Raw genomic sequence first — 15,721 nt, forward strand, 5'->3', positions numbered from 1 at the left:
GCGACAAACAGGTTGCCCCACGATGAAACAGCTTTCCCTTCAGTTCAAACTCTATGCCCTGGTGATTTCCTTATTGCTGATGCTGGGTATCAGTATTGTCGTCACCGCCCAGATGTCACTCGCCAGCATGGAAGGCCGGTTGACGTCTGAGGCCAGGGACACGGTGCAGGGCATTGTCATGGACCAGTTGAGCGCGACCGCAGGCAAGTACGGCGAGCTGGTCAGCGGTCAGTTTGCCACGGCTTATCGCACGCCCGAGGTGGTGCGCAATATTATCACGCGCAATATCCAGGCCGACAGCTCAGGCCGGATCAGCCGCCGTGACATGCAGGAGACCATCGGCGCCATTCTGGAGGAGCAGCCCAGCCTGAGCTCTATCTACGCCCATTTCGAGCCGGACGCCTACGACGGTCAGGATCGGTATTTTACCGGCGGTGTTGAAGAGCACAGCAGCAACGACGGCACCCTGGAAATCTATTACTACCGGGGGCCGGACGGCAACGTGGTGTTTAATCGCTCAGAAGACACAGCGTTCAAGTACCTGGAAACCCGTAACGAATTCGGTATCCGCGATGGCGAGTGGTACCTGTGCTCCCTTGAATCGAAGACCCCGTGCATCATGGAGCCTTACGAGTACGAAATCGAGAAAGGCTACACCGAGCTAATGACCAGCCTAGTAATCCCCATTCTGGATGATGGCGAGTTCGCCGGGGTGACCGGAACCGATCTCAACCTGACCACTCTGCAGCAGGCCATCACCGAGGTCAGCCAGACGCTGTTTGACGGCCAGTCCCGGGTCACCCTGCTGAGCCAGCGCGGCCTGATCGCCGCGTCCAGTCACTACCAGGACCAACTGGGGCGCCCTCTGAACGAAGCCTTGCCGGAACTGGCGGACGAATTCGTGCAACTGCACCAGGGCGAAGGCAGCTTCGACGACGGTGAAACCCTGGCGGTGTCCTACCCGGTGGACATCAACCTGGCTAATAGCCAATGGTCGTTACTGATCGAGCTGCCCCGGGACGCGGCCCTGGCCGGCGTGCAGGAAATGACGCGCTTGCTGAAGGATGAGGTGGCGGCCACGGCTACCGATCAGACTGTGGTCGGGATTGTGGTGGTGGTATTGGCCACGCTGGTGTTGATTGTGCTGGTGCGTTCGGTATCCCGGCCCTTGAACGAAATCCGCGATCGGATGCAGAACCTGGCCAGTGCCGAAGGTGACCTGACCCGTGAACTGAACATCGACACCCACGCCGAGCTGATTGACCTGGCGGGTGGTTTCAACACCTTCCTGGGCCGGCTGCGCGGCATGATCAATGACCTGAAGGACGTGAACTCACAGGTCCGTGAGCAGGCCCGGGGCGTCGGCGCCATTGCTTTGGAGACGGACGAGCAGACCTCGCGCCAGCACCAGGACATCGACAGTGTGGTGACGGCGATGAATGAGATGTCGGCGGCGGCCGGCGAGGTGGCCGGTTTTGCCGGCGATGCCGCCGAAAACGCGCGCATGGCCCAGGACGGCATTCGCTTTACCCAGGACACCCTGCAGTCGGCGGTCAGTGGCGTGAACGCGGTCTCCACCGATATGGGCCAGGCCAGTACTGCCATTGGTCACGTGGCCAGCCGCAGTGAGGACATCAACCGGATTCTGGACGTGATTCGCGGGATTGCCGAGCAGACCAACCTGCTGGCGCTGAACGCTGCCATCGAAGCGGCGCGGGCCGGCGAGCAGGGCCGTGGATTTGCGGTGGTTGCGGACGAAGTCCGGACCCTGGCTCAACGTACCCGGCAGTCCACGGACGAGATCAGCGAGATGATTGATGGCCTGAAGGTGGATGTGAACGGCGCGGTATCGGTGATCGAGAATGGCGTTGATCGTGCCTCATCTGCGGTCGATGGCACCCAGGAAGCCGCTCACTCGCTGGCGACGGTGGTCGAGCGGATCGGCACCATTGTCGAGCACGTTACCCAGGTGGCCACCGCGGCCGAGGAACAGAGCTCGGTCAGTGAGGAGATCAATCGCAACCTGACCCACATCGGCGACGCTGCCAATGATTTGCGCGAGCTGGCCTCCCGGGTCAGGGGCAGTGGCTCCACTCTGGATGAACAGGTTCAGGTGCTGGAGCGGGAGCTGGGTCGCCTGAAGACCTGAGGGTCGGGCGGGCATGGCCAGGACCGGCGGTATGGTCCTGCGCTATGACCCTTATTCAGAGCATCAATTTTCAATTCTTCCTGACCGTGCGATCATGTAGATAAAGTTTTGACGAAAGCGTTACGCGCAAATTTCCGTATTTCAGGAGGTCCTAATGGATCATGTAACAATCTACGGTCGCACCAGCTGCGGATTCTGTGTCCGGGCAAAAGGTCTTTGCGAGGCCAAGGGGCTGGCCCACACCTGGATTGACATCGCGGCTGAGGGATTGAGCAAGGCAGACATTGCCGAGAAGATTGGCCGGCCCGTACACACCGTGCCGCAGATTCTGGTTGGTGATGAGTACGTCGGTGGCTGTGACGAATTTTTCCAGTTCGTCCGTAATCGGGAGGCTGCGCTCCAGGACTGAGTGCAGCCCTCAAAAGAAAAACGCCCGGTCGCGAGTAGCGCCGGGCGTTTTTTTACGCCTTCAGATCGTTCAAATAGTTCAGATCTGGAACGGCGTTTTCAGCTTTTTTTCGACCAGCTGATTCTTCAGCTTCGCTACCCGCGGTAGTCCGTTCTCGAACGGCGGGAAGCTTTCGCCCTCAATCAGCGGCTGCAGGTAGTCGCGGCAATCCTGGGTGATGCCAAAGCCGTCATCGGTGATGTAGTGAATCGGCATCTTCTTTTCCTGGTTGGCGACTTCGCTCAGGGGCGCTTCGCCGATCTTCCAGCGATAGGGCTTTGCCTGCTCGCGGACGATGGTCGGCATCAGCGCCTGCTTGCCACTGATGGCCATTTCCACGGCGGCTTCGCCGACCGCGTAAGCCTGCTTGACGTCTGTGGCCGAGGCAATATGGCGGGCACTGCGTTGCAGGTAGTCGGCAACGGCCCAGTGGTACTTGTGGCCCAGGGCCTGCTTTACCATGTTGGCCAGGGCAGGGGCTACGCCACCCAACTGGGTGTGGCCAAAGGCATCCTTGGCACCGGCGTCGGCCAGGAACCGGCCGTCTTCGTACTGGGCACCCTCGGAAGCCACGACCACGCAGTAACCGTATTCCTTCACGCAGTGATCAACACGGGCCAGGAAGGCATCGCGATCAAACGGGATTTCCGGGAACAGGATGATGTGAGGCGGTTCGCCTTCACCCTGGCCAGCCAGACCGCCTGATGCCGCAATCCAGCCAGCGTGGCGGCCCATCACTTCCAGAATAAACACCTTGGTGGAAGTTTCGCACATGGACTTGATGTCCAGGCTGGCTTCCATGGTGGAGGTGGCAATGTACTTGGCCACAGAGCCAAAGCCCGGACAGCAGTCGGTGAATGGCAGGTCGTTGTCGACGGTCTTGGGCACGCCAATACAGGTAATGGGGTAGCCCATCTTCTCGCCAATCTGCGACACCTTGTAGGCGGTGTCTTGGGAGTCGCCGCCACCGTTGTAAAAGAAGTAGCCGATGTCGTGGGCGCGGAACACCTCGATCAGACGCTCGTATTCGCGGCGGTTCTCGGAGATGTTCTTGAGCTTGTGTCGGCAAGAACCGAAAGCGCCACCCGGGGTGTGGATCAGCGCTTCAATGGCTTCATCGCTTTCAAGGCTGGTATCAATCAACTCTTCCTGCAGCGCCCCGATAATGCCGTTTCGGCCGGCGAAGACTTTGCCGATCTTGTCCGGGTGTTTGCGGGCGGTCTGGATGACACCGCAGGCACTGGCATTGATGACGGCGGTGACACCGCCAGACTGAGCGTAGAATGCGTTCTTGATGGCCATCTTGGGCTGGAGCCTCCTCTGGTTCGACGTTGGCGCAGATGATACGCCAAACCGTGTGGATTTTCATGAGCAGGATTGCGGATGGCGCGGCTCTTGACGGGCTCGGACGGATACGGGAGGCTTGTCGGGTTTCAATGACAGGGGCAATAACGGAATGCATATTCATATCCTGGGAATCTGTGGCACCTTCATGGGCAGCCTCGCGGTGCTGGCCCGGGAGCTTGGTCACACCGTGACTGGCTCCGATCAGGGCGTGTATCCGCCGATGAGCACCCAGCTACAAGCCCAGGGCATTCAGTTGATGGAAGGCTATAGCGTCGACCATTTAGAGCCTAGACCCGACCTGGTGCTGGTCGGTAATGCCATGTCCCGCGGTAATGCCGAAGTGGAGGCGGTGCTCAACCGGAACATCGATTACATGTCGGGGCCGGAGTGGCTGGCCCGGGAAGTTCTGCGTCATCGCTGGGTTCTGGCGGTTGCGGGTACCCATGGTAAAACCACCACCACGTCCATGTTGTTGTGGATTCTGGAGCAGGCCGGGTTCCAGCCGGGTTACCTGGTGGGCGGTGTGCCCAACGATTTCCCGGTGTCGGCGCGGCTCGGCAACAGCGATTTCTTTGTCATTGAGGCGGATGAATACGACAGTGCGTTTTTCGACAAGCGCTCGAAGTTCATCCATTACCGGCCGCACACCCTGATCCTCAATAACCTGGAATTCGACCACGCCGATATCTTCGACAACGTCGAGGCCATCGAACGACAGTTCCATCACCTGGTGCGCACCGTGCCATCCCAGGGCCTGGTGATTCGCCCGGCCGTGGACTCGCATCTGGACAATGCCCTGGAGCTGGGGTGCTGGAGTCTGGTTCAGGACACCGCTATCGGCAGTGAAACGCCCCGAACCTGCGACTGGCGGGCCGAGCTGCTTTCTGAGGACGGTAGCCGGTTTATGGTGATTCACCATGAGCAGCCGGTGGCGACCCTGAAATGGTCGCAGACCGGCATGCACAATGTGCGCAATGCGCTGTCTGCCATTGCCGCAGCGCGCCATGTGGGCATCACGCCGGACCATGCCGTTGCAGCCCTTTGCCGGTTCTCCGGCGTCAAGCGGCGCATGGAGTTGCTGGCTGATGTGGGCGGCGTCCGGGTCTACGATGATTTTGCCCATCATCCGACTGCGATCGCGACCACACTTGAAGGTCTGCGGGCGCAGGTCGGTGACGAGCCGATTGTGGCGCTGATCGAGCCGCGCTCCAATACCATGAAGCAGGGTGTGCACCAGCAGACGCTGCTGCCTAGCGCGGCCATGGCAGACCGGGTGCTTTGGGCTAACCTCAACAACATGGATTGGCTGCCGGCACTGGTCGCCGAGTGGCAGGCCGCGCATGAAGATGAGGGCCGGCATCGGGTCGAGGCTTCAGTCGAAGCACTGATTGACCAGGTGTTGGACGATCTGCCCGCGCCTTGCCACATTGTGATTATGAGCAACGGCGGTTTTGGTGGTATCCACGGTAAACTTGTTGCCGAGCTTGAGCGTATTCAGGGCTGATTCTTCCGTTATCACACCTATGATCAAGGCGAACCATGACTGAGACCGCAGCGCAGGCGCGAACCGTAAATCTGGCTTTTACCGGCGCATCGGGTGCCCAGTATGGCATGCGCCTGTTGCAATGCCTGGTGGCGGCGGGTTGTCGGGTCAATGTCATGGTCAGCCGGGCGGCCCAGGTGGTGATTGCCACCGAAACCGAGCTTAAACTGCCGGGTACGCCGCCGGCTATGCAGGAGTTCCTGACCGACTGGGCGGACGCCGAGCCCGGGCAGATTCTGGTATTCGGGCGTGACGACTGGTTTGCGCCACCGGCGTCCGGGTCCGGTGAAAAAGCCCCGCTGGTGGTGTGCCCATGCAGCACCGGCACCTTGTCAGCGCTGGCCACCGGCGCCAGCGACAACCTGATTGAGCGGGCCGGCGACGTTGCTCTGAAAGAACGCCGGCAGCTGATTCTGGTGCCCCGGGAGGCGCCGTTCTCCGAGGTGCACCTGGAGAATATGCTGAAGCTGACCCGGATGGGCGCGGTGATTATGCCGGCCAGTCCCGGCTTCTACCATAAGCCGGACTCGGTCCAGGATCTGGTCGACTTTATCGTTGCCCGGCTGCTGGACCACCTCGGAATCGCTCAGGACCTGATGCCGCGCTGGGGCGAAGCCCGCTCGGAGAGTAAGCGTAACAACCAGGACTAACGCCTTCCGGCGATGGTTTTGGTCAGCCCGATTGATGGTTTTCACCATTGAGTGAAACGGCCGCCCGGCCGAGACTTGTTGAACGACAATCACAATACGGGTTACTCACCGAGGTTCACCATGATTCCACGTACACTATTCGACGCCGATCTCGAAGGCTTCCGCCATTCCGTCCGCAAATTCCTGGAGCAGGAGGCGGCGCCTTATCACGAACAATGGGAGAAAGACGGCCAGGTAAGTCGTGAGCTGTGGCGCAAGGCGGGTGAGCTGGGCTTCCTGTGCCCGACCATGCCGGAAGAGTACGGTGGAGTAGGGGCGGATTTTCGCTACAGCGCGGTGGTCATTGAGGAAGTGGCCTACGCCGGGCTGACCGGCATCGGCTGGGGCCTGCACTCCGACATCGTGGCACCGTACATTCTCAATTACGGCTCGGAAGAGCAGAAGCAGCACTACCTGCCCAAGCTGGTCTCCGGTGAGATGGTCACCGCCATCGCCATGACTGAACCCGGTGCCGGGTCCGATTTGCAGGGCGTAAAGACCACGGCGGTCAAGAACGGCGACCACTATGTACTGAACGGCTCCAAGACCTTCATCACCAACGGCCAATTGGCGGACCTGGTGATCGTGGTCGCCAAGACCGATCCGAAAGCGGGTGCCAAGGGCACCAGCCTGCTACTGGTTGAGGCGGCCTGGGACGGGTTCGAGAAGGGCCAGAACCTGAACAAGGTAGGCATGAAGGCCCAGGACACATCGGAGCTGTTTTTCCAGGATGTAAAAGTACCCGCCACGCATTTGCTGGGTTCCATCGAAGGCCAGGGCTTTGTCCAGTTGATGCAGGAGTTGCCGGCTGAGCGCCTGCAGGTGGCGTTGTCGGCGGTGGCCGCTGCCGAAGCCGCGTGGCAGTGGACCCTGGACTACGTGAAAGAGCGCAAGGCCTTCGATAAGCCAGTCATTTCATTCCAGAATACCCGCTTCAAGATGGCTGAAATGAAGGCTGAAATCACCGCTGCGCGCGTGTTCACCGATCGCTGCCTGGAACTGCACCTGGACAAGAAGCTGGATATCCCCACCGCGGCCATGCTCAAGCAGCTGACCACCGACCTGCAGTGCAAGGTAATGGACGAGTGTGTGCAGTTGCACGGTGGTTACGGCTACATGTGGGAATACCCGATCGCCCGCGCCTGGGCCGATTCCCGGGTGCAGCGAATCTACGCCGGCACCAACGAAATCATGAAGGAAATTGTTGCCCGCTCGTTCTGATCGATAGCCCCCGGTGCCGCGCGCCGGGGGTAGCCCAGGTTGAGTTACCAAAGTTTACAAATTGCCAAACCTATCAAGGTCTCCCGTTCCCACATCCCTTAGAGTGTCGGCACAACCTCTAACAAGGATAAACGGTTGCCGTGATGAAGCCTGCCCATTGCCCCAGTGTGTCACTTCTGGTTCTTGCCCTCGGTCTGGCCGGGTGTGGTGAGGAATCCGACAACCTGCCTGTCGATGGCAGAGACTTTGATGGTGTCGAATACAGCGAACCGGTGGCCTATACCGGCAAGGCCATCGATGGTTACCTCATCAACGCCCGGGTCTGGCTTGATATGGACGGCGACGGCCAGCACACCCCGGGGCCGATGACCATTACCCTGGATAACGGCGCAGAAGTGGTGCTTGAAGCCGGCGAGCCGACCGCTATGTCGGGTGAAAACGGCGACTTTTCCCTCGATGTGGCCGAACTGGAGCAGGACCCGGAAGTGGGGTCGGACCTCGATCCCCGGGATTACACACTGCACGCCCTGGCGCTACCGGGCAAAACCCTGGAGCAAACGCCGGCCGGGAATGTCGCGGTTACCCGTGCCTACCTGTTGTCGGCATCGCCCGGGGTGCGCAATGTCACGCCCCTGACAACCCTGGCCAGATTTCGGACCCTGGCTGGGCTGGCGGAAGGGTACACGCACAATCTTCCGGAAGGTTTGGTGGGGATGAACCTTCGGCGGGATTACGTCCAGGCGAAAGACGAGCGTGCCCATGCTTACGCCCGGGCACTGGCCCGGTTCATGGCCAGTCAGATTCCAGATGATTACAACCAACTGTTGGCCAATGCCGGCAGTACCGGTACCGAACGTTATCTGAGCGCAGATGCGGCGGTCTTGCTGGGGGTGTCGTTGGCGCAGCATGCCCCTGACATCGTGAATATCGTCGATGAAGTGGCCGGCAGCGAATACGCCACCGTGGCGGTGGAATCGCTGGTGTTGCCGGAAGTCGCTCTGGAACTCAGTAACCCGACCTTGCTGACCCGTCAGCGTATACTTGCCCAGCCGAAATTGTCAGCCGACTTGCCGACCGGCGTGTCGGATCTGAAACAGTCGGCGGAACTGCTGTTTGACTACAATGAGGCGGGGCAGCTCAAGTCAATTTCGGCCAATGGCTGTCTGGCGCCGTCGATGCCAGAGCTGGCACGATTAGTGGCGGTTAACGGCTATGCTTCCAGGCTCGCTACTCAATGGTTCCCCTCGGCGGCTCTGTCTGAGCAGAGTGTGATTAATTACGACAATCGCGGCATCGATGAGCGCCTGGTGTTCGACTGGGCCAAGGATCAGATCCGTTTTGAAACGGCGACCACCTGTCATGAGCATGAGGGCATCTTTGCTGGGTCCAGCGAATTGGGGGGTAATCCAGAGATCACCTACAGCTGGACAATTGATAGCGATGACCGGGTTGAGCTGGAAGCCCGCATTTTCCGCCCCGATGGCTCCGTGCTGACCACCCGGACTCTTGAGTCAGATGCCATCGCAAACGGTGTTGCCGGCTTCGTTCCTCACACTCTGAGCGAAGGTGTGGCTGAAATTATGTCGCTGCAGCTGGCCGATACCGGCGGAGTCTGTTTGACCGATGAAGAGCTCAAGGAGGTCGCAGATTTGGATGTGGTGGTCAGTTCGATCGAGCCTTTCACCTTTTCCGGCTATGAGCCTCAACCAGTGTCGTTCAATGATCTGGAAATGGAGTTTGACACCCGCACGCTCTTGGATCCCAACACTAATGGGGACGTGACGATCAGTCGCTTGCTGCGATACGGATTTTTGGATCCACAAACCGCCGGTCTGAGCAACGTGGATGCGATGCGGGGCTTTGAATGGATGATGTACTACCCGCCGGTGGGAAGTTCGGCGTTTGCGCCTGCCCAACCGAACCTCATCGAGGAGGCTTATCTGACTCGGCATAACGGCGACAAGCCCTGTGGTCGCGAGTTTGATCGCACGCCAACATCGGCTTACGCGCGGATCGAATACGAATATCAGTCGCTGTCTGATTACCTGATAGGGTTGTTGCAGTAGGCGATCGCCGACAATAGATACAGCGGAAACAGCACGGCCACGCAGATCAACGGGTCGGTCGTCGTTTGGAAAAATCGTTTGGTTTGGGTAATTCGCCATTTCCTGGGGGAGGAAATGGTGCCGAGGAGAGGACTTGAACCTCCACGGGGTTGCCCCCACTAGCACCTGAAGCTAGCGTGTCTACCAATTTCACCACCTCGGCAGGTGATTTGCAGTTCGTCGTTAGTCAGTTGAAAAACTGGACGTTTCTGCCAGCGGTGAGGTGTGTCCCTCAACCGATGGCGCGTACTTTAATAATTCCGGCAAAAGCTGTCAAACGTTTTTTCGAAAAAAGATGGGCAGGTATTTATGCCTATTCTTCTCCCCTTGTTAGGCAGCTACCCCATCACGACGTTATACTGCAAGACAAATCTTATACACATGAGCCTAAGAGGCTCCGTATCACAGCAAGGATCCGAATGGTTTCCAGGAAGAAAGAAGATCAAGATCCTCACGCTAATCGTGAGGCAGAGAAGTACGAAAACCCTATACAAAGCCGTGAGTTCATCATCGCCCACCTGAAAGAGAGAGGGGCGCCGGCGACTCATGAAACCCTGTGCGACGAGCTGGGGCAAACCTCACCTGAGGGCATTGAAGCCCTCCGCCGCCGTCTTATCGCTATGTGTCGTGACGGACAGATGATCTGCAACCGTCGTGGTGCTTACCTGCCCATTGAAGAAGCGGACTTGGTAACTGGTCGTATCATTGGTCACAAGGACGGCTTCGGTTTTCTGGTGCCGGACGATGGTGGCTCTGACCTGTTCCTGACCGCACGCCAGATGCGCCAAGTTTTTCACGGCGACCGGGTGGCTGCCCGGGTGGATCGGGTTGACGACCGGGGGCGCCGCGAAGGCGTCATTGTCGAGGTGCTCGAGTACCGTACCAATCAGACCGTGGGCCGGTTTTTCCAGGAAAGCGGTATCAGTTTCGTGGTGCCGGAAAATGCCCGTATCAATCACGAAGTGCTGATACCTCAGGAGCATGCCGGTGAGGCTCGTCACGGCCAATATGTGGTTGTCGATATTATCCGTCAGCCCAGTGTGCGAACTCAGCCGTTGGGCAAGATTGTTGAAGTGCTGGGTGAGCATATGGCTCCGGGCATGGAAATTGATGTTGCCATCCGGTCCTACGACATTCCCAACAGCTGGCCGCCAGCGTTAGGGGAGCAGGTCGCCAAGATTCCGGATGAGGTCACTGAAAAAGATAAAGAAAACCGGGTTGATATCCGCAACCTCCGATTGGTGACCATCGATGATGAGACCGCACGGGACTTCGACGATGCGGTCTACTGCGAGCCGCGACCACGGGGTGGTTACCGCCTGCTGGTTGCGATTGCAGACGTATCTCATTATGTCCGTCCGGGCTCGCCGCTGGATGAAGAGGCGGTGAACCGCAGTACGTCGGTGTATTTCCCGGACCACGTGGTTCCGATGCTGCCCGAGAAGCTGTCCAACGGCCTGTGTTCGCTGAATCCAGGTGTTGATCGCCTGTGCATGGTGGCCGACATGACCATCAGTGCTTCCGGCAAAATCAGTGGTTACAGCTTCTATCAGGCGGTGATGTACAGTCATGCCCGGCTTACCTATAACAAGGTGAGCGACATGCTGGAAAATCCCGATACGGAGTCGGGTTATCGTCTGTGTGAGCAGTACGCCCATGTGCTTCCGCAGCTGCATAACCTCTATGGTTTGTACCAGTTGCTTCGTAAGGCCCGGACCGAGCGCGGCGCGATTGACTTCGAAACCACGGAAACGAAGATTGTCTTCGATGCTGATCGCAAAATTGAAGAGATCGTTCCGGTTACCCGGAACAATGCCCACAAGATCATCGAAGAGTGCATGCTGTGCGCGAACGTAGCCACCGCCAAGTTCCTCAAGAAGCATAAGCTGCCAGCGCTGTACCGGGTTCACGATGGCCCGTCCGAAGAGCGCCTGAATGCGGTCCGGCTGTTCCTGGGCGAGCTGGGTCTGCAGTTGGGTGGCGGTGATACCCCCAGCTCCGCCGACTACCAGGCGTTGCTGTCAGAAATTTCGGATCGTTCCGATGCCAACGTCATTCAGACGGTCATGCTGCGTTCACTCAGTCAGGCGGTGTACAGCCCTGAGGAAGGCGGTCACTTCGGTCTCGGCTTTTCCGGTTATTCGCATTTCACGTCGCCGATTCGTCGCTACCCCGATTTGATCGCCCACCGGGCCATCAAATCGGTGATTCACAGCGAGTCAACGTCCAAGGACATCGTGAAGCCGCCGAAGCCGGATCCGGAGTTGGCGGAGTACCCCTACGATTTTGCGCGCATGCAGCAGCTGGGCGAGCACACCTCGATGGCCGAGCGCCGCGCCGACGACGCCACCCGCGATGTCATGGCCTGGCTCAAGTGCGAGTACCTGCGTGACCACGTCGGCGAGGAGTTCGACGGTGTGATTGCGGCCGTGGTGCCGTTCGGGTTCTTTGTTCAGCTGTCCGGTGTCTATATTGAAGGGCTGGTGCATGTCTCGACTCTCAGTGGTGATTTCTTTCATCACGATGCCGCCAAGCATCGGCTGATCGGCGAGCACACGGCCATGAGTTTCCGGCTGGGTGACGAGCTGCGGGTTAAGGTGATGCGGGTCGGTATGGAGGATCGCAAGATCGATCTGGAGCTGGTCAGTGAGCCGGTGCACCGTAAAGAAGATCGTGACGCGCTCGATATCCCGGATCGTTCGGATGCGAAGAAAGGTCGGCGCAAGCCCGGTGGTAAGCCCAGAGGTGAAAGGTCCGGAGGCGGCAAGCCAGAGAGCCGTGCGAAAGCTCCAGGCAAGGCGGCGCGGACCGGGGATTCGGCCAAAAAGTCCGACGCCCCGCTGAAGGCGCCCAGAAAGCGACCTGCGGCCTCCAAGCCCAAGCCGGAAAGCTCGAAGCCAAACCCTGACGAGCCGATGTCTGCTCGGGATGAGCTGGTAGCCCAGGCCGCCAAGCTTGCCCTGGATAAGGACAAGAAGCCGGGCAAGGACGGTAAAGCCGACAAAAAACGCAAATCCCGCAAATAACAGGAAGCAGAGTCAGTGTCCGGAGAATTTGTGTTTGGCTGGCACGCGTTTGAGGCTGTCCTCAAGCGTGAGCCCGAGAGATTGCAGCAGGTCTGGATTCAGACCGGCAGACAGGATAAGCGGGTCAAAAGCGTGACCGATGCGCTCGATGGTTTGGGCGTGCGCTGGAAGGTGGTTCACCGTCGTGAACTGGATGAGCGCGTGTCTGGTGTGCATCAGGGTATCGTTGCTGCCGTCAGCGAGAGTCGGGAATGGACCGAAGACGACCTGCTGGCCCAGCTGGCCAGCAGTGACAAGCCGCCGTTTCTGTTGGTGCTGGACGGCGTCACCGATCCTCATAATCTGGGGGCCTGCATGCGCACCGCCGATGCCGTGGGTGTCCAGGCGGTGATTGTGCCGAAAGACAAGTCCGCGTCCCTGACGCCGGTCGCTCGAAAGGTAGCCTGTGGCGCCGCCGAAACCGTCCCGTTTGTGCGGGTGACCAACCTGGCCCGATTCCTTAGAACCCTTAAGGATCAGGGGGTCTGGTTGATTGGTACTGCCGGTGAGGCGGATGCAACGCTGTTCCAGGCCGACTTTAAGGGCCCGGTCGCGCTGGTGATGGGGGCCGAGGGCAAGGGCATGCGCCGGCTGACCCGGGAGCATTGTGATCAGCTCATCAATATCCCCATGCTGGGGCATGTCGACAGTCTTAATGTGTCCGTGGCTACGGGTGTTTGCCTATACCAGGCACTGCGCCAGCGCCTTGGTTAACCCTTGCACAGAAGCCCCCGTCCGCCTAGAATACGTCACCCCTTTTCCAAGGGGTGGCTTCGTATTGTCTGTTCGTCAGACATGCCAGCCACGCTTTTGATCAAGCCTTTCTCGTAAAGCCTTATTGATAAAGCAAAAAGAAACCGACAGCTAAGGCTGTCACCTCCTTGCTTTCACATTTTGCCGCCGATATTTGAAGTGGCGGTCAAAAAGAAAGCTGTTTAAACCGTAGGGAGAACTCATGCGTCACTACGAAATCGTTTTCATGGTACATCCGGATCAGAGCGAGCAGGTGCCCGCAATGATCGAGCGTTATACCGGCGTCATCACTGAAGATGGCGGTCAGGTACATCGCTTGGAAGATTGGGGCCGTCGTCACATGGCATACCCGATCAACAAGATTCACAAAGCTCACTACGTGCTGATGAACGTTGAATGTTCACAGGCCGCGATGGACGAGCTGACTCACAACTTCCGGTTCAACGATGCCATCATTCGCGACCTGATTCTGCGTCGTGATGAAGCTGTTACCGATCTGTCTCCGATGAAAGCTGCCGAGTCCCGTGAGGACCGTCGTTCCGGCGGAGACGACCGTCCGCGTCGTTCAGCAGAATCTGATGATCGTCAAAACGACCGTCAGAAAGCTGAGACCCAGGACGAAGAAGAGTAATTAACCGGAGTTGAGGAGTTAAGTTATGGCTCGTTTTTTCAGACGTCGTAAATTCTGCCGCTTCACGGCAGAAGGTGTTAAAGAGATCGATTACAAGGATCTGGACACCCTGAAAGGCTACATCACTGAAACCGGCAAAATCGTGCCCAGCCGCATCACCGGCACCAAAGCACGTTATCAGCGTCAGCTGGCTACCGCTATCAAGCGTGCCCGCTACCTGGCACTGCTGCCGTACTCGGACAGCCACGATAACTAAGTAACAGATAAACAGGACTTGGGGCCATGCGTGCACTCGCACAATTTGTAATGCGCGGTCCCCTTCAGGCCAGTGCGGTAGCAGCAGTCACAACTGCGGTACCTTTGCTGTTCTGGATTGGCGCAGCGGTTGTCGGCCTGGTGATTCTCAGGCTTGGCATCAGTCAGGGGCTTAATATCGGCCTCTGGGCATTGCTTCCGGCACTCGGCTGGAGCTGGTTCGGGCAAGACCCGACCGCTCTGGCGGTATTGCTTCAGGTAATGCTGATGGCGTCAGTGCTCAGAACCACGCTGTCCTGGGAAAGAGCCCTTCTCGGAGGGAGCTTTCTGGCGATTGTCACCGGGCTTATGTTGCCGGTGATCTACCCCGGATTGCTGGACGATTTGGTCCAGGCCGGGGTCAGCTTTTACGAACAGTACAATGCCGATGTGGCCCGAACCCTCGGGGACGACCTCGAACAGGTTATTCGGGACACCATGAATGCCAGTATGGCGGGTACCTATTTCGCCACTGGTATCGGTATGACGATGTTGGCCAGGTCGTGGCAGGCGGGGCTTTACAACCCCGGTGGATTCCGCACGGAATTTCACGCCCTGAAGCTGTCGCCCGCCGTTGCGGTGGTGTGTGCAGTCACCATGGTGATTGGCCCGGTACTCGGGCTGAATGCCATGTTGCTGGTCTGGGTTGCCGGGACACCGCTGTTTTTGGCGAGCCTGGCCCTGATTCACGGCATCGTTGGACGTAAAAAGCTGAGTGTTCAGTGGCTGGTGCTGTTTTACATTGCGCTGGTTTTGCTGGGCCCAAGCCTGATGATTCTGTTAGTGGTTCTGGCTTTTGTGGATAGCTGGCTGGATATCCGGAAGCGTATAACGCCTGCCGGGCCGGCTGAATAAAGCACGAAGAGGTTAACGAGATGGAAGTTATTCTGCTCGAGAAAGTTGCAAACCTTGGCTCCCTGGGTGACAAGGTAAAGGTTAAGGCCGGTTACGGTCGTAATTTCCTGCTTCCTTATGGCAAGGCTGTACCTGCCACCGAAGCAAACCTGAAGGCGTTCGAAGAGCGTCGCGCCGAGCTGGAAAAAGCCGCTGCCGAGAAGCAGGCTGCTGCCCAGGCACGCGCTGAAGCTCTGGAAGGCGCAGCCTTCACCATCAGCTCCAAAGCTGGTGAAGAAGGTAAGCTGTTCGGTTCTATCGGTGTGCGTGACATCGCTGATGCGATCACCGCTGGTGGAACTGACGTCGAGAAGAGCGAAGTTCGTCTGCCCGAAGGTCCGATTCGCGTGACCGGCGAGTACGAAATCGAGCTGCAGCTGCACTCTGACGTAGAAGTGACTGTTAAGCTGGCGGTTGTTGCGGCGTAAGTTGTCGCAGCGTCCAGCCTGGCCGGTGCTACCGGCCTAGCTTGATTGAACGGGCCCGAACCGGCGACGGTTTCGGGCCCGTTGCTTTCTGGTATTCTTAGTTTTTTCTAAGCCTCTCCCAAACCCGAAGCGTTCCCCGTAAACTGGACCATTC

At 58.5% G+C, this 15,721-nt stretch carries 13 protein-coding genes and 1 tRNA gene; 12 read left to right on the forward strand and 2 right to left on the reverse strand.

All coding sequences use genetic code 11. The annotated features are described in order from the left end of the window. Positions 1-22: 22 nt before the first annotated feature. Both FGO67_RS13825 and FGO67_RS13830 read left to right on the forward strand, forming a co-directional pair. On the forward strand, positions 23-2,149 hold the full coding sequence (locus FGO67_RS13825; protein ID WP_203301282.1) for a methyl-accepting chemotaxis protein: 2,127 nt from the start codon (positions 23-25) through the stop codon (positions 2,147-2,149). A 154-nt stretch (positions 2,150-2,303) separates the two neighbouring features. Then, positions 2,304-2,558 carry a GrxA family glutaredoxin gene (locus FGO67_RS13830; RefSeq protein ID WP_203301283.1) on the forward strand — a complete coding sequence of 85 codons (255 nt, stop codon included), beginning with the start codon at positions 2,304-2,306 and terminating at the stop codon, positions 2,556-2,558. A gap of 78 nt (positions 2,559-2,636) precedes the next feature. Here FGO67_RS13830 and FGO67_RS13835 read toward each other — a convergent pair whose 3' ends face one another. After that, on the reverse strand, positions 2,637-3,899 hold the full coding sequence (locus tag FGO67_RS13835) for a 6-phosphofructokinase (RefSeq protein ID WP_203301284.1): 1,263 nt from the start codon (positions 3,897-3,899) through the stop codon (positions 2,637-2,639). A gap of 154 nt (positions 3,900-4,053) precedes the next feature. Here FGO67_RS13835 and mpl point away from each other — a divergent pair, with 154 nt between their 5' ends. The 4 genes from mpl (at position 4,054) to FGO67_RS13855 (ending at position 9,463) form a co-directional block, all read left to right on the forward strand. Beyond that, positions 4,054-5,448 carry a UDP-N-acetylmuramate:L-alanyl-gamma-D-glutamyl-meso-diaminopimelate ligase gene (gene mpl, locus FGO67_RS13840; protein ID WP_203301285.1) on the forward strand — a complete coding sequence of 465 codons (1,395 nt, stop codon included), beginning with the start codon at positions 4,054-4,056 and terminating at the stop codon, positions 5,446-5,448. A 35-nt stretch (positions 5,449-5,483) separates the two neighbouring features. After that, positions 5,484-6,137 (forward strand): flavin prenyltransferase UbiX, encoded by a 654-nt coding sequence (locus FGO67_RS13845; protein WP_203301286.1) that lies wholly within the window; start codon positions 5,484-5,486, stop codon positions 6,135-6,137. Positions 6,138-6,257: 120 nt separating this feature from the next. Continuing rightward, positions 6,258-7,397, forward strand: a complete 1,140-nt coding sequence (locus FGO67_RS13850) for an acyl-CoA dehydrogenase family protein (protein ID WP_203301287.1) — start codon at positions 6,258-6,260, stop codon at positions 7,395-7,397. 143 nt (positions 7,398-7,540) lie between these two features. Continuing rightward, entirely contained in the window at positions 7,541-9,463 is a 1,923-nt protein-coding gene (locus FGO67_RS13855) for a hypothetical protein (RefSeq protein ID WP_203301576.1), read from the forward strand. A 115-nt stretch (positions 9,464-9,578) separates the two neighbouring features. On the opposite strand, the gene FGO67_RS13860 is transcribed toward FGO67_RS13855, so the two are convergent. Further along, positions 9,579-9,665: transfer RNA gene (locus FGO67_RS13860), tRNA-Leu, on the reverse strand. A gap of 256 nt (positions 9,666-9,921) precedes the next feature. Here FGO67_RS13860 and rnr point away from each other — a divergent pair. From rnr to rplI, 6 genes are all read left to right on the forward strand, one after another. Continuing rightward, positions 9,922-12,528 (forward strand): ribonuclease R, encoded by a 2,607-nt coding sequence (gene rnr / locus FGO67_RS13865; RefSeq protein ID WP_203301288.1) that lies wholly within the window; start codon positions 9,922-9,924, stop codon positions 12,526-12,528. A 15-nt stretch (positions 12,529-12,543) separates the two neighbouring features. Then, positions 12,544-13,281 (forward strand): 23S rRNA (guanosine(2251)-2'-O)-methyltransferase RlmB, encoded by a 738-nt coding sequence (gene rlmB, locus FGO67_RS13870; RefSeq protein ID WP_041340347.1) that lies wholly within the window; start codon positions 12,544-12,546, stop codon positions 13,279-13,281. Between the two features lie 241 nt (positions 13,282-13,522). Continuing rightward, positions 13,523-13,951 (forward strand): 30S ribosomal protein S6, encoded by a 429-nt coding sequence (gene rpsF / locus FGO67_RS13875; RefSeq protein ID WP_138440887.1) that lies wholly within the window; start codon positions 13,523-13,525, stop codon positions 13,949-13,951. A gap of 25 nt (positions 13,952-13,976) precedes the next feature. Further along, the gene (rpsR, locus tag FGO67_RS13880; protein WP_007154918.1) at positions 13,977-14,207 is read left to right on the forward strand and encodes a 30S ribosomal protein S18; all 231 of its coding nucleotides are present in this window, start codon (positions 13,977-13,979) and stop codon (positions 14,205-14,207) included. A gap of 26 nt (positions 14,208-14,233) precedes the next feature. Further along, entirely contained in the window at positions 14,234-15,100 is an 867-nt protein-coding gene (locus FGO67_RS13885; RefSeq protein WP_203301289.1) for a YybS family protein, read from the forward strand. Positions 15,101-15,120: 20 nt separating this feature from the next. Continuing rightward, on the forward strand, positions 15,121-15,567 hold the full coding sequence (gene rplI, locus FGO67_RS13890; protein WP_041340352.1) for a 50S ribosomal protein L9: 447 nt from the start codon (positions 15,121-15,123) through the stop codon (positions 15,565-15,567). Positions 15,568-15,721: the final 154 nt, after the last annotated feature.

Origin of the sequence: Marinobacter sediminum (assembly GCF_016820575.1) — a bacterium.
GTDB classification, from domain to species: domain Bacteria; phylum Pseudomonadota; class Gammaproteobacteria; order Pseudomonadales; family Oleiphilaceae; genus Marinobacter; species Marinobacter sediminum.

What these genes read in the sequence shown, in the direction of transcription:
- FGO67_RS13825 (WP_203301282.1), top strand. Translation starts at nt 23, where the DNA reads ATGAAACAGCTTTCCCTTCAGTTCAAACTCTATGCCCTGGTGATTTCC.
- FGO67_RS13830 (WP_203301283.1), top strand. Translation starts at nt 2,304, where the DNA reads ATGGATCATGTAACAATCTACGGTCGCACCAGCTGCGGATTCTGTGTC.
- FGO67_RS13835 (WP_203301284.1), bottom strand. Translation starts at nt 3,899, where the DNA reads ATGGCCATCAAGAACGCATTCTACGCTCAGTCTGGCGGTGTCACCGCC.
- mpl (WP_203301285.1), top strand. Translation starts at nt 4,054, where the DNA reads ATGCATATTCATATCCTGGGAATCTGTGGCACCTTCATGGGCAGCCTC.
- FGO67_RS13845 (WP_203301286.1), top strand. Translation starts at nt 5,484, where the DNA reads ATGACTGAGACCGCAGCGCAGGCGCGAACCGTAAATCTGGCTTTTACC.
- FGO67_RS13850 (WP_203301287.1), top strand. Translation starts at nt 6,258, where the DNA reads ATGATTCCACGTACACTATTCGACGCCGATCTCGAAGGCTTCCGCCAT.
- FGO67_RS13855 (WP_203301576.1), top strand. Translation starts at nt 7,541, where the DNA reads ATGAAGCCTGCCCATTGCCCCAGTGTGTCACTTCTGGTTCTTGCCCTC.
- rnr (WP_203301288.1), top strand. Translation starts at nt 9,922, where the DNA reads ATGGTTTCCAGGAAGAAAGAAGATCAAGATCCTCACGCTAATCGTGAG.
- rpsF (WP_138440887.1), top strand. Translation starts at nt 13,523, where the DNA reads ATGCGTCACTACGAAATCGTTTTCATGGTACATCCGGATCAGAGCGAG.
- rpsR (WP_007154918.1), top strand. Translation starts at nt 13,977, where the DNA reads ATGGCTCGTTTTTTCAGACGTCGTAAATTCTGCCGCTTCACGGCAGAA.
- FGO67_RS13885 (WP_203301289.1), top strand. Translation starts at nt 14,234, where the DNA reads ATGCGTGCACTCGCACAATTTGTAATGCGCGGTCCCCTTCAGGCCAGT.
- rplI (WP_041340352.1), top strand. Translation starts at nt 15,121, where the DNA reads ATGGAAGTTATTCTGCTCGAGAAAGTTGCAAACCTTGGCTCCCTGGGT.